14 protein-coding genes are annotated in these 25,097 nt (G+C 61.8%); 10 read left to right on the top strand and 4 right to left on the bottom strand.

Annotation, left to right across the window (positions count from 1 at the left end; translation table 11 throughout):
* The first annotated feature begins 169 nt into the window (after positions 1–169).
* A complete protein-coding gene (locus D0Y96_RS12455) occupies positions 170–2,803 on the top strand; it encodes an endonuclease MutS2 (protein WP_117300334.1) in 2,634 nt (877 codons plus the stop codon).
* Between the two features lie 213 nt (positions 2,804–3,016).
* On the top strand, positions 3,017–3,661 hold the full coding sequence (locus D0Y96_RS12450; RefSeq protein ID WP_117301041.1) for a cytidylate kinase-like family protein: 645 nt from the start codon (positions 3,017–3,019) through the stop codon (positions 3,659–3,661).
* A gap of 120 nt (positions 3,662–3,781) precedes the next feature.
* On the opposite strand, the gene D0Y96_RS12445 is transcribed toward D0Y96_RS12450, so the two are convergent.
* Entirely contained in the window at positions 3,782–7,405 is a 3,624-nt protein-coding gene (locus tag D0Y96_RS12445) for a TonB-dependent receptor (protein WP_117300332.1), read from the bottom strand.
* A 744-nt stretch (positions 7,406–8,149) separates the two neighbouring features.
* Here D0Y96_RS12445 and D0Y96_RS12440 point away from each other — a divergent pair.
* The 5 genes from D0Y96_RS12440 to D0Y96_RS12420 all read left to right on the top strand — a co-directional run bounded on the left by D0Y96_RS12440 (position 8,150) and on the right by D0Y96_RS12420 (position 15,486).
* Complete coding sequence (locus tag D0Y96_RS12440; RefSeq protein ID WP_117300329.1) at positions 8,150–11,911, top strand: TonB-dependent receptor; 3,762 nt, start codon at positions 8,150–8,152, stop codon at positions 11,909–11,911.
* 148 nt (positions 11,912–12,059) lie between these two features.
* Positions 12,060–12,503 (top strand): 23S rRNA (pseudouridine(1915)-N(3))-methyltransferase RlmH, encoded by a 444-nt coding sequence (locus tag D0Y96_RS12435; protein WP_117301039.1) that lies wholly within the window; start codon positions 12,060–12,062, stop codon positions 12,501–12,503.
* Positions 12,504–12,762: 259 nt separating this feature from the next.
* Positions 12,763–13,614 (top strand): acetyl-CoA carboxylase, carboxyltransferase subunit beta, encoded by an 852-nt coding sequence (accD, locus tag D0Y96_RS12430; RefSeq protein ID WP_117301037.1) that lies wholly within the window; start codon positions 12,763–12,765, stop codon positions 13,612–13,614.
* Positions 13,615–13,792: 178 nt separating this feature from the next.
* A complete protein-coding gene (locus D0Y96_RS12425; RefSeq protein WP_147325044.1) occupies positions 13,793–14,356 on the top strand; it encodes a hypothetical protein in 564 nt (187 codons plus the stop codon).
* A 317-nt stretch (positions 14,357–14,673) separates the two neighbouring features.
* The gene (locus D0Y96_RS12420; RefSeq protein ID WP_117300325.1) at positions 14,674–15,486 is read left to right on the top strand and encodes a hypothetical protein; all 813 of its coding nucleotides are present in this window, start codon (positions 14,674–14,676) and stop codon (positions 15,484–15,486) included.
* Positions 15,487–15,984: 498 nt separating this feature from the next.
* Here the strand turns inward: D0Y96_RS12420 and D0Y96_RS12415 are convergent, their stop codons facing one another.
* The gene (locus D0Y96_RS12415) at positions 15,985–16,743 is read right to left on the bottom strand and encodes an AIM24 family protein (protein WP_117300323.1); all 759 of its coding nucleotides are present in this window, start codon (positions 16,741–16,743) and stop codon (positions 15,985–15,987) included.
* 716 nt (positions 16,744–17,459) lie between these two features.
* Between D0Y96_RS12415 and D0Y96_RS12410 the strand changes: the two genes are divergently transcribed.
* The gene (locus D0Y96_RS12410) at positions 17,460–17,870 is read left to right on the top strand and encodes a BlaI/MecI/CopY family transcriptional regulator (protein ID WP_199480266.1); all 411 of its coding nucleotides are present in this window, start codon (positions 17,460–17,462) and stop codon (positions 17,868–17,870) included.
* The gene (locus D0Y96_RS12405) at positions 17,867–20,230 is read left to right on the top strand and encodes a M56 family metallopeptidase (protein ID WP_117300321.1); all 2,364 of its coding nucleotides are present in this window, start codon (positions 17,867–17,869) and stop codon (positions 20,228–20,230) included. Before D0Y96_RS12410 ends, D0Y96_RS12405 begins: the two co-directional genes overlap by 4 nt.
* Before the next feature lie 369 nt (positions 20,231–20,599).
* On the opposite strand, the gene thrS is transcribed toward D0Y96_RS12405, so the two are convergent.
* Both thrS and D0Y96_RS12395 read right to left on the bottom strand, forming a co-directional pair.
* Positions 20,600–22,630 (bottom strand): threonine--tRNA ligase, encoded by a 2,031-nt coding sequence (gene thrS / locus D0Y96_RS12400; RefSeq protein ID WP_117300319.1) that lies wholly within the window; start codon positions 22,628–22,630, stop codon positions 20,600–20,602.
* A gap of 198 nt (positions 22,631–22,828) precedes the next feature.
* Positions 22,829–23,485 carry a hypothetical protein gene (locus D0Y96_RS12395; protein ID WP_117300317.1) on the bottom strand — a complete coding sequence of 219 codons (657 nt, stop codon included), beginning with the start codon at positions 23,483–23,485 and terminating at the stop codon, positions 22,829–22,831.
* A 213-nt stretch (positions 23,486–23,698) separates the two neighbouring features.
* Between D0Y96_RS12395 and D0Y96_RS12390 the strand changes: the two genes are divergently transcribed.
* Positions 23,699–24,649 (top strand): LysR family transcriptional regulator, encoded by a 951-nt coding sequence (locus D0Y96_RS12390; protein ID WP_158562369.1) that lies wholly within the window; start codon positions 23,699–23,701, stop codon positions 24,647–24,649.
* The last annotated feature ends 448 nt before the right edge of the window (positions 24,650–25,097 follow it).

The raw sequence follows: 25,097 nt of genomic DNA, 5'->3' as shown, positions 1-25,097 counted from the left end.
GGCACCCGGCGCTGGCGGAAGGATGGGCTTCCCACCTTAGCTTTTCCACCCCAGCGCTCGAACACCGCGTGCGTTGGAGACCCCGGTTCGCGAAGGTGGGGCACCCTGGATTTTACGGAGGATGGCGGAGACGAGCGCATCCGGCGAGCGCGCATAGAATCGTACTGGCATGTCACTGATTGCATCGATTTCGCAGCCGGTACCGGAGCTGAGCCGCACGGCTCTTGAGTGGGACAGGTTCCTGGAGTTTCTGGCCGGGTATGCGCAGTCGCGCGTGGGGCGGGAGTGGGTTCTGGCGCTGGCTCCTTCGACCGACCGGGCGTGGCTGGGACGGCAGCACCGGCTCGCGGAGGAGATGCGGCTGCTGGTGCGCGAGGGCGTGCGGGTGGGGCTGGGCTCGCTCTTCGATCCCTCGAACCGGCTGGCGAAGGCGCGGATCGAGGGCGCTGCGCTGGAGGCGGCGGAGATTCGCGGGCTGCTGGACCTGGCGGAGGATATTGCGGGGTGGGCGGCGGTGGTGAAGGCTCCTCCCGATGCGATGAACGGGCGGATGCCGGAGCTGACAACGGTTTCGGCGGAGCTGATGACGATCGATCTGCGTCCGCTGGTGGAGGCGATGCGGGCGAAGATTCTGCCGGACGGGTCGCTGACGGACGATGCCTCGCCGGAGCTGCGGCGGCTGCGGCGCGAGATGGAGCGGCAGCAGCGGGCGATTGAAGACAGCCTGCGCTCGGCGCTAAGGCGGTTCTCCGAGGGCGGCAGCACGCAGGAGGACCTGATCACGATTCGCGGCGAGCGGTTCGTGATTCCGGTGAAGGCGGAGTGGAAGCGGCGCGCGCAGGGCGTGGTGCACGGGGCGAGCTCGAGCGGGCAGACGGTGTATGTGGAGCCGCTGGAGACGATTGAGCTGAACAACGAGCTGGTGCGGCTGCTGGAGGAAGAGCAAGCGGAGATTCACCGGATCTTTCTGCAGATGACGCGGCAGATTGCGCAGTATGCGGGGCCGATTCTGGCGGGCGCGAAGGTGCTGGCGGAGGTGGACACGCTGCAGGCGCGGGCGCGGTTCGCGGAGGAGTACGGATGCGTGCGTCCGAAGTTTGAGGAGCCTGCCGGGGAAACAACCCATGTCCGGACAGACGGACATGGGGCCCCCGAATTTGCCGCTGCATCCGGATTTGCCGGCTCCGGTGAGACCCATGCCCGAAGATCCGGACATGGGGCGCCCAAAGATTCTTCTGTGTCCGAAGAGTTTCTGATGAAGCGAGGGCGGCATCCGCTGCTGGAGCGGCGGCTGCGGGCGCAATCTCATGTCCGAACGTCCGGACAGGGGGCACCCGCACCCGGCACGATTGTTCCGCTGAGTATTTCGCTGGAGAATGAGCAGCGGCAGCTGATTATCAGCGGGCCGAACACAGGCGGCAAGACGGTGGCGCTGAAGACGGCGGGGCTGCTGGCGATGATGGCGCAGGCGGGGATCGCGGTTCCGGCGGAAGAGCTGGTGCTGCCGGTCTTCGACGCGTTTCTGGCCGATATCGGCGATGCGCAGTCGATCGAGCAGAACCTGTCGACGTTTTCGGCGCATGTGGTGAACCTGAACCGGATTGCGGCAAGCGCATCGCAGGACTCTCTGGTGCTGCTGGATGAGCTGGGATCGGCGACCGATCCCGAAGAGGGCGCGGCGCTGGCGGTGGCGATTGCGGAGCACTTTCTGCGGGCGGGAGCGTGGTCGGTGATCTCGACGCACCTGACGTCGCTGAAGGTGTATGCGGAGAACACGCCGGGGGTGGTCAACGCCGCGGTGGGCTTCGACGAGAAGACGCTGGCGCCGACGTACGAGCTGCGGCAGGGGGTTCCGGGAGCGTCGGCGGGCATTAATATCGCGCAGCGGCTGGGGCTGCATGCGGAGATTGTGGCGGCGGCGCGGGCGCAGCTGAGCACGCAGACGCTGGATATCGGCCGGTTTCTGGACCAGCTGCATGAGCAGCTGAAGGCGGCGGGCGAGGAGCGGGCGAGGGTGCAGACGCTGGAGGCGGAGCTGACGCGGGAGCGCACGCGGCTGCAGGCGGAGGGGCTGAAGGAGTGGCGCGCGAAGGTGCGCGAGCTGGAGGCGCAGCTGGAATCGCTGCTGAAGGACTTTGCGTATCAGGCGCGGGAGACGGTGCGCGCGGTTGAGGACAAGGTGCAGCAGCAGAAGCTGTCAAAGGACGCGGAGCGGCGGATTGCGCGGCTGCGGAGAGAGTTTGCGGAGACCTTCAACACGGCGGTGGTGGCGCAGCATACGGGCGCGGACAAGGGCGACCGGCATGCGCAGCCGCATGTGGTGCGTCATGTGGCGGAGGGAGACACGGTCCGGCTGAGGACGCTGGGGAAGACGGGCACGGTGCTGCGGCAGATCGACGATAAGACGTTTGAAGTGGCCGTGGGACCGATGAAGATGCGGGTGGCGCGGGACGAGATTGCGGAGGTGGTCCGGAGCGCGCAGGCGGCGGCGACGCCGTTGCAGGCGGTGCGGAGCCGGAAGGGGATCTCGGTGCAGGTGGCGGAGCCGGATGCGGCGGTGAGCTGGGAGATCAACGTGATCGGGCGCACGGCGGACGAGGCGCAGGACGAGGTGGAGAAATTCCTCGACAAGGCGTTTCTGGCGGGGCTGCCGCGCATCCGGATTATTCACGGGACGGGGATGGGTGTGCTGCGGCGGACGCTGCGGGCGTGGCTGGAACGGCACCCGCAGGTGGCGAGCGTGACGGAGCCGGGACAGAACGAGGGCGGCGCGGGCGCAACGGTGGTGGAGCTGCGGGAGTAGCCCTGAACCCACGTCCGAAGATCCGGACATGGGGCACCCGGGGAATGGCCGTCCCGGCGGCGCGGCACGGCCGGAGGGGTGTATTCCGGCGCTTATGCCGGGCGCTGCAGATGAATTTTGATATGGCAGCGAGCGGCCTGCCTGGGCAATGAGCATCCATGCCGGAATCTGCGCTAAGATCAGCGACAGGATTTGCGCAACGAGGCAGCGGCCATGGTTCGGATTATCACGGTAGAGCGGGAGTACGGCAGCCGGGGCGCGGAGTATGCGCATCATCTGGCGAAGCATCTGGGATGGAAGCTGATCGACTACTGCCTGATCGAGGAAGTGGCGCGAAAGGCGGGAGTGTCTCCCAGCCTGGCGAAGCAGTGCGATGAGCGGCTGGACCCGTGGTACTACCGCTTCGGCAAGGCCTTCTGGCTGGGATCGCTGGACCGGATGGCGAAGGGCGAGGCGGATGTCTTCGACAGCGAGCGGATGGTGGAGTTTGTTCGCGACTACCTGATCCAGGAGGCGGCGGAGGGCAATCGCGTGGTGGTGGGGCGCGGCGCGGCGTGCGTGCTGTCCAGAACGCCGGGAGCCTTTCACGTGTTCGTCTATGCGTCGAAGGCGCGGAAGGTGCAGTGGTTCGAGGAGCATTTTCCGGAGCACGCGCGGGATGCGGAACGGGATATTCAGATGACGGACCGGCGCAGAGCCGAGTATGTGCGGCGGTTTCACCAGCAGGAGTGGACCGATCGCCGGCTGTACCACCTGATGATGAACTCGTGCATGGGCTTCGATTCGATGATTCGGGCGACGGTGGACGCGGCGGGGCTGGGGATGAGTATGGGCGTGGGAGAAGCAGCGGCGCGGTGAAGCGCGACGCAACGCAGATTTTGGCAGGCGGCAAAAAGGGTGTCCCTGACGGGACACCCTTTTTCATTGCGGAGATTCGGCCTGCCGAAGCGGGTTTTGGGATTCGGCTTCCGGGACTCGTCAGAAGTAGAACTTGCCGACCAGCTGAATGGCCCGGCCAGGCTGCGGGTCCTGATTGACTTCCGCGGACTGGATCACGTTGGTGATGAGACCGAAGCTGCTGTCGCTGAAGTTTCCGGAGGGCGCGGCGAAGTTGGCGTGGTTGAAGGCGTTGAAGGCCTCCAGACGCAACTGCACGGAGCGCACGCCGTCGGGGCTGACGTTGAAGGTCTTCGAGATCTGCAGGTTGGTGTAGTTGAAGCCGGGGCCGTGGAAGAAGTTCCGCCGCGTGTTGCCGTAGGTGCCGAGGGGCTCGGCGGAGAAGGGCGTGATGTCGAACCACTGGTGGCCGCTGTTTCTCGGATTGTAGGTGGCGATGTGGGTGGACGAAGTATCGGGCACGTCGCCGCAGCCGAAGTAGCTGGCGTCGCACCAGAGAGACTGCGAGGTGCCCATGGAGATGCCGACGGGGAAGCCGGTCTGCGCGGCGGTGACACCACCGATGCCCCATCCGGAGAGCGCTTCACGGAGGAGCAGATTGTGCTTCATGAATCCGGCGACGGGGACCTGGTAGACATAGGACGCGACGATGCGGTGACGCGCGTCGTAGTCGGAGTCACCGTAGTTGAGCCACTTGAACTGAGGCACCCAGATAAGAGCGCGGCCGGGGCCGTAGCCGGAATCGCCGCCGGTGACGCTTTCGTATCCTGAGCCGTCGTCGAGGGCGTGGGAGTAGGTGTAGGCGAGGGTGAACTGCAGTCCATGCGTGGGCGCCTTGATGAGGCTTGCCTGGAAGGAGTGGTAGCTGGAGCTGCCCTCGGTGTTCTGCGCGGCGATGCTGGTGTACCAGGGCAGGCCGTTGGGAAGCTGGCTCTGCGAGCCGGGCACGATGGCGGGCTGGGCCGCGAACTGCGGGAAGTAGGTGTGAATCGCCGTCCGGAGGTTTCCGTTGCAGGTGTCAGACGCTGGAAACCCAGGCACCGTAGCTCCAGCGGCACAGGCTGCATGGCCGGCGGGGGTGATGGGATCGCCCTCATACCAGCTGGGCAGACGACGGCCGAGGGAACCGACATAACCGATCTGCATGACCATGTTGGCGGGCAGCGAGCGCTGCACGTTCAGGTTGAAGTTGTAGATGTAGGGGGCGTCGTAGTGTTTGTCGAAGGTGGCGAGGGCAAGCTGGTTGTACTGCGTCCAGTCGATCATGGCGCCGGCGGTGGGGACGGTGAAGGGGAAGGGATTGGCCTCAGAAAGTGAAGTGTTGCCGCTGACATCCTGGAAGGGATTGATAAACGCCGGGCTGCCGCCGACGTCGCCGGCGCCGCGGGAGTAATAGAAGAACGGCGGATCTTCGAGGTTCTGGAGAGACTGCTCTTCCTGATCGCGGTTGTAGTAGATGCCGAAGCCGCCGCGCACGGAGAACTCATGCGAGCCGGGAGTGCCGATGAGCCGCGCGGGGCCGGACTCCGGCGACCAGGCGAAGCCGACGCGCGGACCGAAGTGTTTGTAGTTCGTGGTGGGTGAACCGGCGGCGTTGCAGCCGGGATCGCCGGGGAAGAAGAGTCCTGGAGGGCCACCGGGGAAGATCTTCGAGGTGACGCTGGTGTTCGCCCAGCAGTTGATGCCGAGGCCGCCGAACTGCGCGTTCTGCGTGGGCTGTTCGGCGTCCCAGGCGATGCCGAGGTTGACGGTAAAGGTGGGGCTGACCTTCCAGTTGTCCTGGAGGTAAACGTAGCGCTCAGAAGAGACGGCGTTGATAAAGCCGTCGCTGGTCTGCGCGTAGCTGTCGGGGATGCCCATCACGAAGTCGATCATGGGGTCGCCGGAGCTGTACTGGCCGGAGCCGTTATAGGAGTAAGAGCCGTTGTTGAGATAGGCGAAGGGGTTGCGGACGCGGAACTGCTCGAAGGAGCCACCGAATTTGAGCGAGTGGTTGCCGATGATCCAGCTGAAGTTGTCGGAATAGGTCAGGCTGGTGTCGACGCGGGGCTGGGGGCCTTCGTAGCTGAATCCAAGGTTGAAGTAGGCGCCGATGGACATGTAGGGAAGGCTCGCCTGGGCCAGCTGCGGACTGATGCTGAAGCCATAGGAGCCGGGCTGCGTGACCGTCTGCGGAATGACGGAGGGATAGTTGTTGCGGTAGTAGCCGGCGCGCAGCTCGTTGAGCATATCGGCACCGAAGGTGTGCGTCCAGGAGGCATTGAAGAGCTTGTAGTGGTCGGCCGCGACCATGGTGAAGCCGGGGAAGCTGCTGCCGCCGAAGGGCAGCGCGTTTGTGCCGGGGCTGGACTGGAAGATGGTGGAAGTCCAGATTGTGTCGCGCGAGGTGGGCGTGTAATCGATGCGGGCGATGCCCTGATCCTGCGCCAGAGTGTTGGCGGCGTTGAAGTCGTAGTAGGAGTTTCCGCCCGACTGGAAGTTCGACCCGGGGACATACTGCTGCACGATCTTTGCAGCGAGGGAGTTCCACTGGCCGGACGCGATATTGACCGCGGTGCCGGAGCTGCCGGGACCGTTGAAGCATTCTGCCCAGGTCTCAGGAGGCGCGCAGGTGCCCATCGGTCCGGTAACCGGGAAGGGCAGGGGATTATTGGCCAGTCCGTCGTTGAAGTGCTGCCCATTCGAGGCCGTGTAGGGGGTGTTGTCGTTGCCTCCGACGCTGTAGTTCAGATTGCCGGAAAACATGCCGGCGAGCTGATCGGAGCTCATGGTCTGCGGAACCTGGGTTTCGCCGGTACGATTGCGCAGGCCCTGATAGGCGGTAAAGAAGAAGAGCTTGTTGCGGAGGAGCGGGCCGCCGAGGGTGCCGCCGTAGAGGTTCTGGTGAAAGTCGGGGCGGATCTGAGAGAAGTAGTTGCCGTTGTTGAGGAAGGTGTCGCGATAGAACTCGAACCCGCTGCCGTGGAAGCGGTTGCTGCCGGGCTTGACGACCTGATTGATGATGGCGCCGGAGTTGCGGGAGGATTCCGGATTGATGGTGCTGGTGACGATGTCTTCTTCCTGGAGGGCGTCGGGGTTGACCTGCAGCCCCTCCTGGTTCAGCGAGACGTCGGTGATATCAATGCCGTTGACCAGATAGGCGTTCTGCGGGGTCTGACTGCCGTTGCTCGAGAAGTTTCCCAGACGGTCGGAGGATTCGACGACGCCGGGCTCAAGCTTCTGCAGGCCGGCGGGGTCGCGGCCCTCCATGGGGATCTGCTCGAGCTGCGACGCGGTGACCACCTGTTTGAGCTGCGTGTCTGAGGTTTCGACCTGGAGGGCGGTCGCGTTGACCTGAACGGTCTGCGAGGTGCTGCCGGGAAGCAGCTTCGCGTCGATGTCGCGATTGTCATTGACGTCGAGATTGAGGCCGGAGGAGACGAAGTTCTGAAAGGCCTGGGAGGAGATCGTCACCGTATAAGGGCCGCCGGACTGCAGCTGCGGGAAGATGTAATACCCCTCGCTGTTGGTCTGCTTTGCGGTAGTGATGCCGGTGCTGGTATTGACCACAGTCACGGTGGCGTTGGGAATGACCGCGCCGCTGGTGTCGGTGACCGTGCCGTGGATGGCGGCGTAGAGATTTTGCGCTTTTGCGAAGTGAGTCGATGCAGTCAACAGAAAAGCCAGGGCTGTGACCACCGGCAAAATGCTGCGCTTCTGATTCATTGCTCCTCCTGTGAAAAGGGCTCTGCAATGAGGGTCTTCACTCCGCGCAGAACGGCGATTTCGGGCCGCTTCGAGGGGTAGCCGATATGCCTGGCGCGGTGGAGCGGGAGGGATATCCGGGAATACGGCCGCTGATCAGCATCCGGTGAATAGATTTACTTTCAGCTATTAACTAACATGCAATCGAATGACCATAAAATGCTGATTCGAGAAGGGCGGGATGTTCGGGGTGAGGGTACGTCCGGAGGTCAGGCGGCAGCTTTTATCTGATTGAAATGCAACATTTTATTGTTGACATACGATGACATTTCGCGGAGTCTGCAGGGGAGTGGTCCGGCGAGTTGTCCTGGAATGCTGTTCTATATTCCAGTTTTGGAAGATCCGCGAAGCGTACCTATGAAATGCGGAATTCAGGCGGCCGTCCGTTGAGGGTTTTTGCCGTGGTTCGCGGGAGATCAGGAAACAACGGGACTTTTAGAGCTGGTTCGAGCCGATGGATGGCATTCCGGAGATGCGGATTTTCAGGCCTGCAGAAAGACCCGGCTCGATTCCTGGCTGCGATGTCCCGATTCAGAGCCGTATAGGTTTTTGATTCTTCTATTTGTCATAGATCGGCTCTCCGGACTTATATGATTTTTCTCGATTCCGGCACGGGTAATTTATTGATTCCAAAAGCTATTACTGTTGGCAATTAAATTGCTGGCATTTAGCTTAGCCTAAATAGTTATAAAAGGAGATTGACAAGTGGTCCAACGCTTCGCGTTCAGGCTCTTCGTCCTGCTATTGGTTTTTTCCGTTCCTGCCATCCTGAAGGCCCAGGCTGTTGCCTCGATCACCGGAGTGGTCACAGATCAGACGGGTGCCGTGATCCCAGGGGTTCATGTCACTCTCAGCAATCCCCAGACCGGTGTTTCTTATACCGCAGTGAGCAATGGCGTGGGCTCTTATTCGCTGCATGAAGTGCAGCCGGGACCTGGTTATCGAATCGAGTTCACGCATGACGGGTTCACGGCGGCGGTCATCTCCGGGCTTTATCTGAATGTGGATGCTACCCGCACGCAGAATGCTCAGATGAATCCCGGAACGGCACAGCAGACGGTGGAAGTCTCGGCCAGCAACCAGGATGTAACCCTGGATACTACCGACGCCACGGTCGGCAATAACTTTCAGGTCCAGTTTCTGAACGATCTGCCGGTTCAGGACCGCAGCAACCCATCGTCGCTGTTTACTCAGCAGCCCGGTACCACGCTGGGAGGCGCTGTTACCGGCGCGCGCGAAGATCAGGACAACGTAACTCTTGACGGTCTGGATGTGAACGATAATACGACAGGCCAGTTTGGAACAATTGTTGCCAACGCTCCGGTGGATTCCGTACAGGAGTTCCGCGGTGTTACGGGTGGTCAGCTTTCCAGCGCCGGCGAGGGCGGTGGCGCACAATATGAGCTTGTTACCCGGAGCGGGACCAATCACTTTCATGGCTCGCTGGTGGAGTATCACCGCGACACGGATCTTGAGGCCAACGACTGGTTCAACAACAATGCCGGCGTGCCGCGTCCCCCGCTCATCCGCAATCAGTTCGGCGGTAACATCGGCGGTCCGTTTCTGAAGAACAGACTCTTCTTTTTCTTCGATTACAACGGACGGCGGGATACACTGACGAACCTGACGGAGCGCGTTGTTCCGCTGGATTCTTTCCGGGCAGGACAGATCGCCTACGTCAACAACTCTTCCGATACGAACCCCGGTTTCTCCTCCTGGAGCCCGCAGCAGGTAACTCAGAACGATCCCCAGGGGATCGGTTTCAATCCGGCGCTGAACGCACTCTGGTCCAGCCGCTATCCACACGCAAACGATTTTTCCGGCGCCTGCGATACGGTAAACCAGCTGAGTGCGGTTATATGCCCGGACGAGATCAACACGGCAGGCTTCCGCTTTAACGCGCCTTTTCCCTTAAAGGAAAACGACTATGTCAGCCGGCTTGATTACAACCTGAACAGCACGATGAAGATCTTCGCACGTGCCACGTTTACCAGGCAGACGGCGACGCAGACTCCGGTTCAGTTTCCCGGCGATCCGCAAACCTATCCGTTTTTCGATAAGAGTTACAGCTGGGTTGTGGGACATAACTGGTCCATCGGCAGCAATAAGGTGAACCAGTTCTATTACGGCGAGACTTTTGAAAACTACAGCTTCCCGGTTTCCTATTCGCCTACCGGCAGCACGAATTACACCTTCGGGAGCACGGCAGCAGGAGGAACTATTCTCGATCCTGCCTATGGCACCTCCTCGAATGGGCAGTACCGGACCTTTCCTGTTCCGGTGATTCGCGATGATTTCAACTGGGAGAAAGGCCGCCACAGCATCGTTATCGGGGGCACTTTCAAATATCTCAATCCGGACAGCACCGCGGTTCAGGACTATAACAACCCCAATATCGGCGTAGGCGGACACATACCGTCTCTGGATTCTTCGCTGCGTCCTGCCGATATCGATACAGGGCCAAATTATGGCGGGCTGGCAGCTTCTCTTTTTGACGAAGCTTATACGCTGATGCTTGGCCACTATTCGTCTGTCGGCAGCACCTTCAACTATGACGCCAATGGCAACGTATTGCCCCAGGGCACCGGATCCCACACCGATTACCGCTACTACGAGACGGAAATCTATGTTGGCGATACCTGGAAGGTAACGCCTTCCCTTACTTTGTCTTACGGCCTTCGCTGGCAGAATTACACCGTGCCCTATGAAAAGCACGGTCTCGAGTCCGTGATCAGCCAGGACTTTGCCAGTTATTTTGCCGCCCGCATTGCTCAGAGCGCTGCCGGACAAACCGGTCCCACTGCGGTTCCTATCCTTTCTTATTCGCTAGCCGGAAAGGCTAACCACGCTCCGGGTTATTTCGATCCGGTGAATAAAAACTTCGCGCCTCGATTTGCCTTTGCCTACAGCCCGAGCTTTGACCGCAAGTCTGTCTTCAGCGGCGGCGGCGGCATTATCTACGACCACACCGTAGTTAACTCAGTGCTGTATCAGGAGGAGCAGAACTCCTATCTCTTCCAGGCGTCGAACAATAATCCGTTCGGCATCGTCGGCAATGCGCGGCAGTCTCTGCTGGATGATCCGAGATTCGGCGGCTTCAGTGCTGCTCCGCCTCCACCCCCGTCTGCCCCGGTCATCACGAAGCCGTTCGCTCCTTTTATCGACGGGACGATAGCAAATCCGACTCCGTATGGTCTGGCGAACGGCCAGGCATTCAGCTCCACTGTCGACAAGCATCTCAAGACTCCCTATTCGATCATGTACAACTTTGGCTGGCAGCATGAGTTCCCTGAGGGCTTTATTGCGAAGGTTACGTATGTAGGCCGGCTGGGCAGGCGCCTGCTTGCTCAGGTTGACGCTGAGCAGCTGATCGATTTTCCGGATCATACTTCAGGCCAGATGATGTCCAACGCGTTTGCCAATTTAACAAGACAGGTTCGCTCGGGAGCGGTTATCACTCCTCAGCCCTGGTTTGAAAACGTTCTGACAGCTGGAGTCGGACAGTCACTTGGGTACTCAAACAATACCGAGTTTGTCGCAGATGCTGTCGAACCATACGTTCAGCGAGGTGATTTCGCCGACACGATGGAAATTCTTGCGGGCGCTGGAGTTCTGCCGGACAACGCAGGTATGGCGTCGCAGTTCTCTGAAAATACCTACTACACCAATCAGGGATTCTCCTCTTATAACGGCCTGCTTACCACGCTGCACAAGAATGCCGGGCATGGCTTGCAGTTCGACCTTAACTACACGTGGTCGCACTCCATCGACAACACTTCGCTGATCGCGAATTCACCGGCCTCCGGATTCACAGGCGGTCCTGGATTCATCTGCGATGAACTGCGGCCTCGTGAATGCCGTGCGAATTCCAACTTTGATGAAACTCAGATTCTCAGCGGCAATTTCATCTATGACCTTCCCGTGGGACGGGGACGTACTTTTGCAGCAACGGCCCCCTTCTGGCTTAATGAATTTATCGGCGGCTGGGAGCTGAGCGGTCTTCCCAGTTATCACAGCGGCGTTGCCTACTCGGCTGTAGCGAATGCGTTTGTGGCGGGATATTCCAACAACGCCCCTCCTATTCTTATCGGACCAATCGCCGATATGAAGATCCACACCAATGGCGGCCACGGAGCGCCACTGAACGCTTTCGCAAACGTGTCGAAGTCTCTCTCCGATTACACCGGTCCGATCGGTTTCCAGATCGGCAGCCGCAACAACCTGCGCGGTCCGCAGTACTTCAATATGGATATGGGGCTGGGCAAAACCTTCCCCCTCTATTCGGACAAAGTGAACCTGAAGTTTCGCGCAGATGCCTTCAATGTCCTGAATCACCCCAACTTTGACAACCCGACCACGGACATTACTTCTCCCAGCTTCGGGATTATCTCCAGCACCGTTACCGAGCCGTTCAGCTTCAATACAACGGCACGTGTTCTGCAGGTTTCCGGCCGGCTGGAGTTCTAGACGTTTCTATTGACTGAAATAAACAGAAACACTATGAGAAGTCCGGCTTCGGCCGGGCTTCTTTTTTTGCGTGCGGATGAGCAGGACGGGAGCCGTGGAAGCGGCGGCACTTTCTCTTCTGCAGGCTCGCTCTCCTACACTGGATGAGATGAAAGTCGTTCTTGCTGCCATCGGCGAGCGGGCCAGACCCGCCTTTGAAGAGCTGGCGAAGATGTATGCCGGGCGGATGGAGGCGTATGCCGAGGTCGAGGTAACGGGCTACCGGTCGGAGGAGGCCTTTCTGGAGGCGATGGAGAGGCAGCGGGGAAGGACGGCTCCGGTAGTGGTGCTGCTGGACGGGCGGGGGAGGCAGATGTCGTCGGAGCAGCTGGCGGAGTGGCTGGGACGGCAGCGCGATGAGGGTCAGCAGCGGATGATCTTTGCCGTGGGGCCGGCGAACGGGTGGTCGGATGAGGCGCGGAAACGGGCCGGGGCGCTGCTGTCGCTGGGTTCGATGACGCTGGCGCACGAGCTGGCCAGGGTGGTGCTGTGCGAGCAGGTCTACCGGGCATTTACAATCCTTGCTGGGCACCCATATCACAGAGGCAGCTAAAAAGCGGTCCGCTGAGAAGCAATCTGCCAGGAAGCAGTCAGCCAGGAAGCGGCCAGGGATGAAGCGGTCAGCGGGAAGACTGCCTGCTGAAAGCGGACCGCTGAGGAAGCGGGCGGAGATGGGTGAGGGCTCGAACGACTAAGAGCCATGCGACCGGTAAGACGGGCAGCGGGAAAAGCTCCGGTATCTGCTCTTATCCGGATTGCCGGATGCAGGCTGGAATGGATGCGCCGGCAGCGGTTACGGGAAGGATTTCAGGATGTCGTGGTTCAGGCGGGAAGAGAACAATATCGAGGGCTCGGGCGAAGGCCGGGTGCGCACGGAAGGGCTGTGGATCAAGTGCGACTCGTGCGGCCAGGTGATCTGGAAGGCGGAGCTGGAAGCGAACCTGCAGGTGTGCCCGAAGTGCGGACGGCACTTCAAGCTGGGCGCGCGGGAGCGGATCGAGAGCCTGCTGGAGCCGGGATTCGAGCTGGCGGACCTGGAGCTGATGTCGACCGATCCGCTGGAGTTTGTGGACCTGAAGCCCTATAAAGACAGGCTGAAGAAGGCCCAGGCGGAGACCGGTCTGAATGACGTTGTCGTGAACGCCGTGGGCATGCTGGGACCGCATCGCGTGGTGGTGAGCGCGATGGAGTACAGCTTTATCGGCGGCAGCATGGGCGCGGCGGCCGGAGAGACGCTGGCGCGGGCGGTGGACCGGGCGCATGACGGACGGATGCCGCTGATTATTGTGGCTGCGTCGGGCGGAGCCCGGATGATGGAAGGGATTGTGAGCCTGATGCAGCTGGCGAAGGTTTCGGCGGCGCTGGGCAGACTGGATGAGGCGGCCGTTCCTTATATATCGGTGCTGACCGATCCGACGACGGGCGGGGTGACGGCGAGCTTTGCGATGCTGGGCGACCTGAACGTGGCGGAGCCGGGGGCGCTGATTGGATTTGCCGGGCCGCGGGTGATCGAGCAGACGATTCGGCAGAAGCTGCCGCCGGGCTTTCAGCGGTCGGAGTTTCTGCTGGAGCATGGGTTTCTGGATGCAGTGGTGAACCGGAAGAATCTGAAGGAGTGGCTGATTCGCGCACTGGACTTTATGAACCGGCTGCCGGCAGCATGAACCGGTGCCCGGCAGCGCTCTGAAGAGTCTGCACTTATCTGATTAATCTTTTTTACTGGAGAACGGCCACCGGGGCATCCTGTTCCTGCAGGGGCAGCGCGCACGGTGGCTTTTTCGCATCTACCTCCCTGTGAAAAGACCGGGACAGTGGAGCGTCACGGAGAACGAAAGGGGCGCGATGAGAGGCCATTCACTGGTAACGATGCTGGCGGCGGGGGTGCTTCTGGCGGCGGTATCCGGATGCAAGCCGGATACGAAGCCGACCAATGACAAGCTGCAGAAGGCGCTGAATACTTACTTCGAGGACAGGAAAGAATGCCTGTTTTCAGGAATGCAGTTTCCGCACGAGGTGAGCCTGGGGCCCGGGGCGGACAGCGCAGCCAGGACCGAGAAAGCGCAGATGGACGCGATGACCAAAGCCGGAATGACGACGGTGGAGGAAGAGCGGTCGCTGAAGGTGTTTCGCTATTCGCTGACGCCGGCGGGGCAGCGGTTTGCGCCGGGCTTCTGCTATGGACATCGGGTAGTGACGAGCGTGGACGGCTTTACGCCGGCGGGACCGCATGACGGGTTTATCGAGACGACGGCGAGCTATCACTACCGGATGATGGAGGTTCCGGTGTGGGCGAAGGATGATGCGGTGAAGGCGGCGTTTCCGGAGATGGCGAAGAAGGTCTCAGGCGATGCGACGGATGAGACGGTGCTGGCGACGGCGGGGGCGGGCTGGCAGGTGCCGCACTGAGAGATCCGCATCCGATTCCCATGTCCGACCACAAGAATCCTGGGCGGGAGTCCGCAGAGCACGGTGGTTCCGGTGCAGCTGAAGGCGGGGGCGAATCAGATTCAGTTCGGAAATGCTACGGGCTATGCGTCGAATCCGGATTCGATTGTGATCTCGCCGAAGCCGTTCTGACGAGGTGTTTAAAAACAGTGAGAGTATCCGTGCCGGGTTTCCATCCCTCTCGATTACGGGAGGGGTGGAAGCTCGGGCCGCGTCTCACAACAAAATGTTGTAAATAATATGGATCAGAGGACGGCTCGGGAGTATTGTGTCTTTGCATGCCAGACAGAACATTCAAATACAACGGAGCGGTTTTCAAGGTCGCGGAGGGCGAGCCGGAATTCGACGGCGGCGCCGGCCACGCAGTGGCTGAGGTGGATGGCTGTAAAGCGGTGACGGTCAGCCAGAAATTTACCTGCGGCGCGGCGCTGCTGCTGACGCTTCCGAGCGCGGCGATGTACCGGTTCGGCTTTGTGCAGGTGGTGCGCTCCGCCTCGCGCATTGGCTATTACACGGATGGGTGCGTGCAGTGGAGGGTGAAAAATCTGCCGCTCTATGACGCCAGCGTTCGGCCCACCGATGTGGTGTTTCCTTTTACGACGGAGACAGAGACGGCGATGGTCTCCGGAACGAAGGTGCCGACCCCGCAGTTTCAGTACGTGAGGACGAATGACCGGCTCAGGATTGGCTTTCCTCTGGAGTTTCCGAACGCGTATCTGGGGCGGAAGAAGGACACGGGGAAGCAGAAGCTGCTGATGGTAGAGGAAAAGGTGGAGCTGACGACGTGGCTGGCCGCTCGCGACGAATCGCTCAGAAGCGACATGAAGACGATTGTGCCGCTGGGCATGGCGCTGTGGGAGGTGGACGTGGAGGTCCACGTGGACACGAAGACGGGAACGATTCGGGAACACGACACCAAAGTGAATTCGTCGATCGGCGGGTGGGAGTTTTGCCGGGATGGAGAGCCGATGCCGACGCTGCCTGCGGAGATCGCGGTGCTGGCACAGAGGCAGTACTGGGTTCCCGACCATGGAACCAGAGTGCGGTTTCATCAGAATCTTCTGCCGGGCAATTTTTATAAAGAGATCTGAGGCCGGCCGGGCGGGACCGGCTCTGCCGTTCCAGCGCATGCGCTTCCACGGCAGCCTGCGGCAGCGAGGCGAGTTATTCGGACCAAAGGGGGATCTTCGCAGAACCCTCTTATCTCCTGGTTTCATCCCACCTTAGCTTCTCCACCCCAGCGCACGACCATCCCATGCGCCGGAGACCCCGGGGTGCGAAGGTGGGCACCCGGTCCTGCGAATATCCCATTCATGAGAAGCAAATGCAGATCCCTCGACTGCGCTGCACTCCGTTCCGCTTCGCTCGGGATGACAAAGGAGTGCCGCAATGACAAGGGGATTCGAGATGGCATGGGTGGGATTCGGATGACAGAGGGTTTCCACTCCCATGTCCGAAAAGACGGACCCTTCGGCTCCGCTCAGGGCAGGCTATGGGGTAACCGGCCTTCCCACCTTAGCTGCGCGAAGGTGGGAAGGCCGGTTTTTATCCTGACTCACGACACTTACGTCACTGCCGCATGGCGGCTGTCAGCGCATGCCGTCGAGGATGGAGCCGACGATGCCGCCGACGACTCCGGCTTCAGTGGTCTGGCGGGCCTGCTCGCGAGGCATATACTCCATGATCTTGTGGGCGAGGCGGGCGATGGGCAGGGTCTGCAGCCAGACGCGGCCGGGGCCGGTGAGCGCGGCGAGGAAGATGCCGTCGCCACCGAAAATCATGTTTTTGATGCCGGGGACGGTGGTGATCTGGAAGCCGACGCTGGCCTGGAAGGCTCCGACATGGCCGGGATGGACGCGGAGGGTTTCACCGGGGCGGAGATCGCGGACGACGGTCTCGCCGGAGAGCTCGATCCATGCGATGCCCTGGCCGGAGACCTTCTGCAGCAGGAAGCCGTCGCCGCCGAAGATGCCGGCTCCGAGTGACTGCTGGAAACCGACGCTGATCTGAATCTGCGGCGTGGCGCAGAGGAAGCCGTGGCGGTGGATCATGTAGTCGTAGCCGGGCTGGACCTCGATGGGCAGGATGTGGCCGGGGACGCGGGTGGCGAAGGCGATCTCGCCGGGGGCGCCGATGGGGCGGTACTCGGTCATGAAGAGCGAGCCGCCGCCGGCGACGCGCTTGAGGATGCCGAAGAGGCCGCCACCGCCGCCGAACTGGGTGTGAGTGGTCATCTGAATGGAGCTGGACATCCAGGAGAGCTCGCCGGCCTCGGAGATGACACAGTCGCCGGGCTCGAGAAGGAACTCAAGGACGGGCATGGTGGTGCCGGTGATGCGGTGCTGCATGATGGATCTCTCCTGAATACAAGGTGTGGTGCGAACAACGGGAGCTTCGTTTCATGCTCTGCCGGGAACAGTCGGCCGGAGGAGCGTATGAGAGCAATCTACTCTACCAGGGCCGAACAGGGAGATGATCCTTTCTTCCCCATGTCCGGAAATTCGGACATGGGGCACCCGCCTCTTTCTCTTTCACGTTTTCATTCACCGGGGCTGAAGCCCCTCTTTTGAGCATTCGTTCACCGGGCTAAAGATCACCGCTGCGAACTTTGTTCGCCGGGGATCCCGATTGCCCGGTGCTTCTACCGGGTCTCGCTGACGCGAGACGCAGGGGCTGAAGCCCGATCTTTCTGGGCCGGTTGCGGCACGGCTGAAGCCGTGCCCTGATACAAAACAAAAACTTCTTATCAGAGATTCTGCATTCCCACCCTTTGCGCCAACAACGGGCGGCGAAGATGGGGCACCCGGATTCTTCGCAGGTAGAGAAAATGCAGATCCCTCCGCTGCGCTCTCCACCCCAGCGCACGAACACGCGTACGCCGGGGACCCCGGTTCCGCTTCGGTCGGGATGACAAAGGGAGAGTCGGGATGACGGGGGGTGATGTTTCAACCTCCATGCCCGAACAAAGGAACATGGGGCACGCGGTGTATCTTTCGGAATTTGCGAAAAGGGGTTGGCTGGGGGTTGACGGGGTTTCTGCGTTAATGCTACTGTCTGTAGCATTATGACGAGTAGCGTTACTGGGAATCACGATTCGCTGCACGATCCGGTGGAGCTGGGCGAACTGGAGCGGGCGGTTCTGCAACTGGTGTGGCAGCACGGCGAGATGACGGCGGAGCGGGTGCGCGAGGAGCTGGGGCGGCCGCTGAAGGAGTCGACGATTCGGACGGTGCTGCGGCGGCTGGAGGAAAAGGGCTATCTGGCGCATACGGTGGAGAACCGGACGTATCTTTACCGGCCGGCGGAGGACCGGAACGCGGTGGCCGGGCGGGCCGTAAAGCGGATTGTGGACTGGTTCTGCGACGGGTCGGTCGAGGCGCTGCTGGTGGGGATGGTGGATTCGGCGGTGCTGGACCGGAAGGAACTGCAGCGGCTGGCGGAGAGGATTGCGGCGGCCAAAGGAGGGAAGAAATGACCTGGACAGGCTTTGCGGACGGGCTGAGCGCGCACACGCTGCTGATGACGGCGCAGCGGCTGGGGCGGATGGCGCTGGAGCCGGCGGCGCGCACGGCGGTGCTGGCGGGACTGGTGTGGTCCGGGCTGCGCCTGGGCGGCGTGAGGCAGGTGCGGGCACAGCGGCTGGCGTGGGGTCTGGTGCTGCTGGGGTCGGTGGCAATGCCGGCGCTGATGCGGTGGCCGGTGCTTCCGGCGAACGGCACGGTGGAGCGCTGGCTGGCGGTTCCGGTGAGGGAGACGGCAGCGGCTCCGGGGCAGGAGCCGGGAAAGACCGCGGCGACGGTGGATACAGCGGCGTGGCCGAGTGTGCCGCGGAGCACGGTGCGGCACCAAAAGCCGAAGGCGGGCGGGATTGATTACGCGGTGCATCCGGTGGCGGAGGGCGGTGCGTGGCCGGTGGCGACGCATCCTGCTGTGGCGGCGAAGACGGCAACGGCGGGAGCTTCCGCAGAGGCGATCGGGCGGAAGCTGGCGGCGTATGCGCAGCGGTGGGCCGGAGTGGTGTGGATGGGCGTGAGTGTGCTGCTGCTGCTGCGACTGCTGATGGGGCTGGCGATGGCGATGCGGATCTGGGCGCGGGCGGAAGAGGCTTCGGCGCTGCTGGAGCCGCGGTGCGCGGTGCGGATCAGCGGGGAGGTTCCGACGCCGGTGACGTTTGGGGCCGGGGTGGTGCTGCCGGCTTCGTATACGGAATGGGACCGCAGCAAGCTGCGCATGGTGCTGGCGCATGAGCGGGCGCATGTGCGGCAGGGCGATTTCTGGCTGCAGCTGGCGGCGCGGGTGTATGCGAGCGTGTTCTGGTTCAGCCCGGTGAGCTGGTGGATGAAGCGCCGGCTGACGGAGCTGGGCGAGGCGATGAGCGACCGCGCAGCGGCGGAAGAGGCGGAAGACCGGTCGAGCTATGCGGAGGTGCTGCTGGAGTTTGCGGCGATGCCGCGGCGGACGGCGCGCATGGCGGCGATGACGGGGATGTCGATTGCGGGATGGGGGCTGCGGCGGGCGAGTCTTCGTAAACGGATCGAGCTTTTACTGACAGAGAGGCAGTTCAGGATGGCATTCACATCTTCGAGAATTCATGCGATGGCGGCGCTGGTGCTGGTTCCGGCGGCGATTGTGGCGGCGGCTTCGCCGGTGGTGCAGGCGGCGGGGGCTAAACAGACGGCTCCGGTCGCGCAGACGGCTCCGGTACAGACTGCGGCGCCCTCGACCGCGGCCGCGGCACCTTCGGCACAGGCTGCGGGAGCGGCGCCGGTGGTGCAGGCGAATCCGGAGACGAGTGCTGCTCCACAAAGTGCAGCGGGGACGGATTCACAGACAGCTGCACCACAGGTTACGGCGAATCCTGCTTCCCAAAATACGGCGGTGCCGGCTCAGGATGACGCGCCGGTGGTGAGGACGGAGCCGGTTGGACCAGTTGCGCCGGACGATGCGGCTCCGGTGATGGTGCTGCAGGCGGGACCGGGTGTGGTGGCGGGACCAGTCATACTGCAGAGGGCTGGGCCGGAGCAGGGCATGCTGATTTCAGGGCCGGTGGTCGGGCAAAATGACTCTGACGACGATGGGCAGGACCGGTGGACGATCGTTTCGAATGGCACGATGCGCCTCTCAGGCGCGGGCGAAGGAAGATTCTTTGGCGACGTGCAGAAGCTGCAGGGGAAGGAGCACGGCTCCTACATTCTGTTTCGGCATGAGGGAAAGGCCTATGTGATCGACGACCCGGCGCTGGTGGAGCAGGCGCGGAATCTGTATGCTCCGCTGAGCGATCTGGGGCGGAGGCAGGCGGAACTGGGCGAGCAGCAGGCCAGGCTGGGCGGTGAACAGGCGGCGCTGGGGCGGCTGCAGGCGGGAATGGAGATTCGGGTTCCGGACATTCACGTGTCGATCGACACGAAGATGCTGCAGAAGCAGATTGAACAGGCGCAGAAGTTCAACCAGCAGCGCATGGCCGATCTGCAGGAGAAGCTGAAGAAGCTGCCTCCGGACCTGAAGATCACGATCCCCGACGTGTCGGTGGATACGAAACAGTTACAGTTACAATTAAAAGAACTGGACCAGATACACGGGCCGGATATGAGCGCGATGCAGCAGCAGCTTGCGCATGTGCAGGTGCAGCTTGGGGCGCTGCAGAGCCATTTGGCCGGCCAGCAGGCGGAGCTGGGAGAGAAACAGGCGAAGCTGGGCGAGCAGCAGGCAGAACTGGGAAAGCAACAGGCAGAGCTCGGCCAGCAGCAGTCGAAGGTTGCCGAGCAGGCGAACACCACCATGAAGATGATGCTGGATCAGGCGCTGAAGAGCGGTAAGGCGAAGCCGGTCGAGTAGCAGTCCGGAAGATTCGCGCATGTTGCGGTGCGGCTGAAATTGTGCCCTGAGACGAGACGAAAAGCTCCTTCTCCGTCCCGATCCTGCATTCTTTCTTCTCACCCTTCGCACCAAAATTGGCGCAGAGGATGGGGCACCGGGGATTCCTCGGGAGGAGAAAAGATGCAGATCCCTCCACTGCGCTGCACTCCGTTCCGCTTCGGCCGGGATGACAATGGGGAGAGAGCTTTCACTCCCTGTCCGAACAAGCGGACATGGGGCAGCAGATGTTCCTTCCCGCCAGGCACAGGGGCTAAAGCCCGTCGTATCTCAAAGCCTTTGCGGCACGGCTGAAGCCGTGCCCTGATACGAGACCCGAGGGCAACGCCCTCAGAGATCCTTACTTTTTCCGGTCTCGAGCGTTTGTGCGCGGGCGATGAATTCCCCGAGCGGGACGGAGCCCTGGTCGCCCTTGCCGCGGGCGCGCACGCTGACCGCGCCGGCTTCGGCTTCCTTGTCGCCCATGACGAGGACGTAGGGAAGCTTCTGCATGGTGAAATCGCGGATTTTGGCGTTCATCTTTTCGTTGCGCGCATCGAGCTCGACGCGGAAACCGGCATTTTGTAACTGCTGCTGTACCTTGTTCGCGTAGTCGAGGTGGCGCTCGCTGATGGGCACGATGCCGATCTGCACGGGCGAGAGCCAGAGCGGGAAGGCTCCGGCATAGTGCTCGATGAGGACACCGAAGAAGCGCTCGACGCTGCCGAAGAGGGCGCGGTGCACCATGACGGGCTGATGGCGCTCGCCGTCTTCGCCGACGTATTCGAGCTCGAAGCGCGCGGGCAGGTTGAAGTCGAACTGCACGGTCGAAAGCTGCCAGAGGCGGCCGAGGACATCGACGAGCTTGATGTCGATCTTGGGGCCGTAGAAGGCGGCTTCACCGGGGATGACGGTGTGCGGGATGTTCTTTCGCTCGAGAGCGCTTTCGAGCGAGCGGATGGCGAGGTCCCACTTGTCGTCGGAGCCGGCGTAGCTTTTGCGGTCCTTCGGGTCCCAGGTGGAGAGCTCGACCTTGAATTCGCTGAAGCCGAAGGTCTTCAGCACAGCTTCGGCGAAGTCGATGCAGGCGACGACTTCGTCTTCGATCTGCTCGGGCGTGCAGAAGATGTGCGCATCGTCCTGCGTGAAGCCGCGGACGCGCAGCAGGCCGTGCATGGTGCCGGAGCGCTCGTAGCGGTAGACGTTGCCGAGCTCGGCGTACCGCACGGGGAGATCGCGGTAGCTCTTCGGGGAATTCTTATAGATAAGAATGTGGCCGGGGCAGTTCATGGGCTTGAGCCGATACTCGGCGTCGTCGAGCTCCATGGGCGTGAACATGTTCTGCGAGTAAAAACCTGCGTGGCCGCTGATCTCCCACAGCCTGGAGCGCATGACGTGCGGCGTGAAGACCATATTGTAACCGCGGCGGATACACTCTTCGCGCATCCAGTCTTCCATGATCTTACGGATCATACCGCCTTTGGGGTGCCAGAAGATGAGGCCGGCTCCGGCGACCTCCTGAATGGAGAAGAGATCGAGCTGTTTGCCGAGGACGCGATGGTCGCGCTTTGCGGCCTCTTCGAGGCGCACGAAGTGCTCGTCCATTTCTTTCTTCGACAGAAAGGCGGTGCCGTAGATGCGCTGGAGCTGCGGGTTCTTCTCGTCGCCGAGCCAGTAGGCTCCGGCGAGCGAGAGCACTTTGAAGGCTTTAACGCGGCCGGTGGAGGGGACGTGCGGTCCGCGGCAGAAGTCGACGAAGTGGCCGTTGCGGTAGAGCGAGATCTCTTCGCCGGGCTTCGTGAAGCGCTCGATGAAGTGGATCTTCATAAAGTCGTTGTCGACTTTGAAGCGGGCGAGGCCCTCGTCGCGGGGCTCGAACTCGCGGTGGAATTTTTCGTCACGGGCAACGATCTCGGCCATGCGGCCTTCGATGAGCTTCAGATCCTCGGGCGTGAAGGGCGTGGGGCGGTAGAAATCGTAGAAGAAGCCGGCGTCGGTCGCGGGGCCGTGGCCGAGCTTCGTTTCCGGAAAGAGCTCAAGGACGGCGGTGGCGAGGACGTGCGCGGCGGAGTGGCGCACGACTTTGAGCGCGTCCTGATCCTTCTCCGTGAGGAGATGGAGCGCGACGTCTTCCACGAGCGGCGTGGAGAGATCGACGAGGCGCTCGGCGCTGTGATCTTCGGCGGCGTACATGGAGGCTTCGGTCTCGGCGCCGGTGGCGGTAATGGCGGCGGCCGCATGCAACGGGCGGATGCGCGCCACGATGGAGGCCGCGGCGAGGCGAGGCGAGATGCTTTCGGCGACCTGGAAGGCCGTGGTGCCGGCGGGGAAGGACTTCAGAGAGCCGTCGGGAAGCTGAATCTGAATCTGCGTGGATGACATAGGTCTGTTTCAAGGATACTTCGTCACGGCAGAGACTGCTCTTCTGCAGGAAGATTCTGCCGGAAGGCGGTTCCCGTCTCGGGTATTCCGTGCCCGTAAATGTCCTTCTCCCACCTTGGCCGCCCACGACGGGCGGCGAAGGTGGGGCACCCGTGATTTGGCACCCGGGTTTTGATGGGTTTACAGAGTGGATGGAGGTCAGCGGCCGGTGGAGGTATGCGCGGCGGGGCTGGCGGGAGCGGTGATGAGCTCGTCGATGCCGAGGTTTGCCTTTTCGATGCCGCCGGAGGTGTGCGCCGCTTTCTGCGTGGCGATGTGAATCCACTCGTGAATGAGGATGTGGGAGATGGCCTGGCACATGGCGGAGCGGCGCTGCTCCTTATTCATGCCAAGGGCGCGCTGGTTGAGAAGCTGCACGATGCGGGCGCAGTCGATGTAGATGTAGGGGCGGATGACGCCATGCAGCTCCGTAACCCAGCCGAGGGGGCCGCTGTAGACGGGCGACCAGGCCTGTGGAAGGATGTCGCAGCGGCCGCTGAGGCGCACGACGATGGCAGGACGGGCAGAGCTGCCGGAGGGAAAGCTGATGCCGCGCACCATCTCGGGAGCAGGATCGAGCATGGAGGCGGCGGCGAGCTCGCCCTCGCGCGCGGAGAGATCCTGCTGCAGGATGGTAAAGAGAGCGGGCCAGAGCGACTCCTTCATGTGGGGATCTCCATAAAAGATGAGGGTGGTGTGGGGCGGCGAGGCTTCGGCGCGCAGCGGTCTCGACCGGAGGGCGAACGATGCCGCAACGAAGAGGATGCAGGCCGGGAGGGTGAGACTGTGGCGAAGCGGGGTTCCTGCGGAGATCATGGTTCTTCCTTTCCCGTAGCGGTGGGTGCTTTGCACACGGCGCGAGGGGCGATCGGCCGGCTATCCGCTTCCGGCGTTCAAATTCGGGGCTGCGCGCCGTCTGCGGGACCGGATGGGATATCACTGGGGTGAGTTTCGATCCGGCCTGACGATTCGTCCAATGGATTGTTAGAATGATTTCGATCTCTTTCAGAGATGGATGGAGGGGATGCGATGGAAGTGCGGCAGCTTCAGACGTTCTGCGTTCTGGCCGAAGAGCTGAATTTCACGCGCACGGCGGAGCGCGTAAACACCGTGCAGTCGAATGTGACGTCGCAGATCAAAGCGCTCGAAGAGGAGCTGGGTTCGCCGCTCTTCGACCGGCTGGCGAAGCGCGTGGTGCTGACCGACGCGGGACGGCGCTTTCTTCCGCATGCGGAGCAGGCACTGGCGGCGATGGAGCAGGGACAGCGGGCGGTGAAGTTCGACGCGGAGCCTTCGGGGCCGCTGCGGATCGGATCGCCGGAGAGCGTGCTGACCTACCGGCTGCCGCAGGTACTGCAGATGTACCGGAAGCGCTATCCAAAGGTGGAGCTGATCTTTCGGCCTTACGGAAACGAGCCGTTTTCAGAGCTGTTCGAGAGCGGCAGGCTGGATATGGCGATCCGCATGTCGGATACGGCGGGCGGCGGGCAGGTGCTGGCGGAGCGGCTGCGGCTGGAGCGGGTGTTCTTCGTCGCGCATCCGGAGGACCCGCTGGCGAAGGCGAGAGCGGTGCAGCCGAAGGATCTGGAGGGACAGGTTCTGCTGCTGACGGAGTCGGGCTGCTCGTACCGGCTGAAGATCGATCAGATGATGGCCTCGTTCAATATTCGTCCGGGGAATGTTACGGAGTTCTCAAGCGTGGAGGCTCTGAAGCAGTGCGTGGCGACGGGGATGGGCATTGGACTGCTGCCGGAGATTGTGGTGGCAGCGGAGCTGAAGAAGCGGCAGATCGCGGTGCTGCGCTGGACGGGGCCGAAGCTCGATATTGCGACGCATATTTTGTGGCACAAGGACAAGTGGATGTCGCCGGCGATGCAGGCCTTTCTGGACCTGCTGCGGCAAAAACTGCAGGAGCCGGAGGGATGCGCAGCAGACGAAAAGCAGGGTGCCTCTCGCCGTAACGGAAAATCGTCACTGTAACTGTTACATCATTTCTTTTGCCCACACCGATTCTTCGCAGAAGGAGGAAATGCAGATCCCTCCACTGCGCTTCACTACGTTCCGCTTCGGTCGGGATGACAAAAGGAGAGAGTCTCCACTCCCATGTCCGAACACACGGACATGGGGTGCTGTCCGCACGGGCAAATGCCGCTTCGCGGCCAGAGTATCCATTGGTTCATTTCGTGGGCGATCCCATGTCCGAAAATCCGGACATGGGGCACCCGATGTTCCTTCCCGCCAAGCACAGGGGCTAAAGCCCGTCGTATCTGAAAGCCTTTACGGCACGGCTGAAGCCGTGCCCTGATACGAGACGAAAGCTCTTTCTCCGCCCCCCGATCCTGAATTCTTCCTTCTCACCCTTCGCGCCAAAATTGGCGCAAAGGATAGGGCACCCTGGATTTTTCGAGAGGAGAGAAATGCAGATCCC

This window comes from Paracidobacterium acidisoli, assembly GCF_003428625.2.
GTDB classification, from domain to species: Bacteria; Acidobacteriota; Terriglobia; order Terriglobales; family Acidobacteriaceae; genus Paracidobacterium; species Paracidobacterium acidisoli.
Note: the sequence above shows the minus strand (reverse complement) of the source record. Positions and strands in the feature narration are given on the sequence as shown.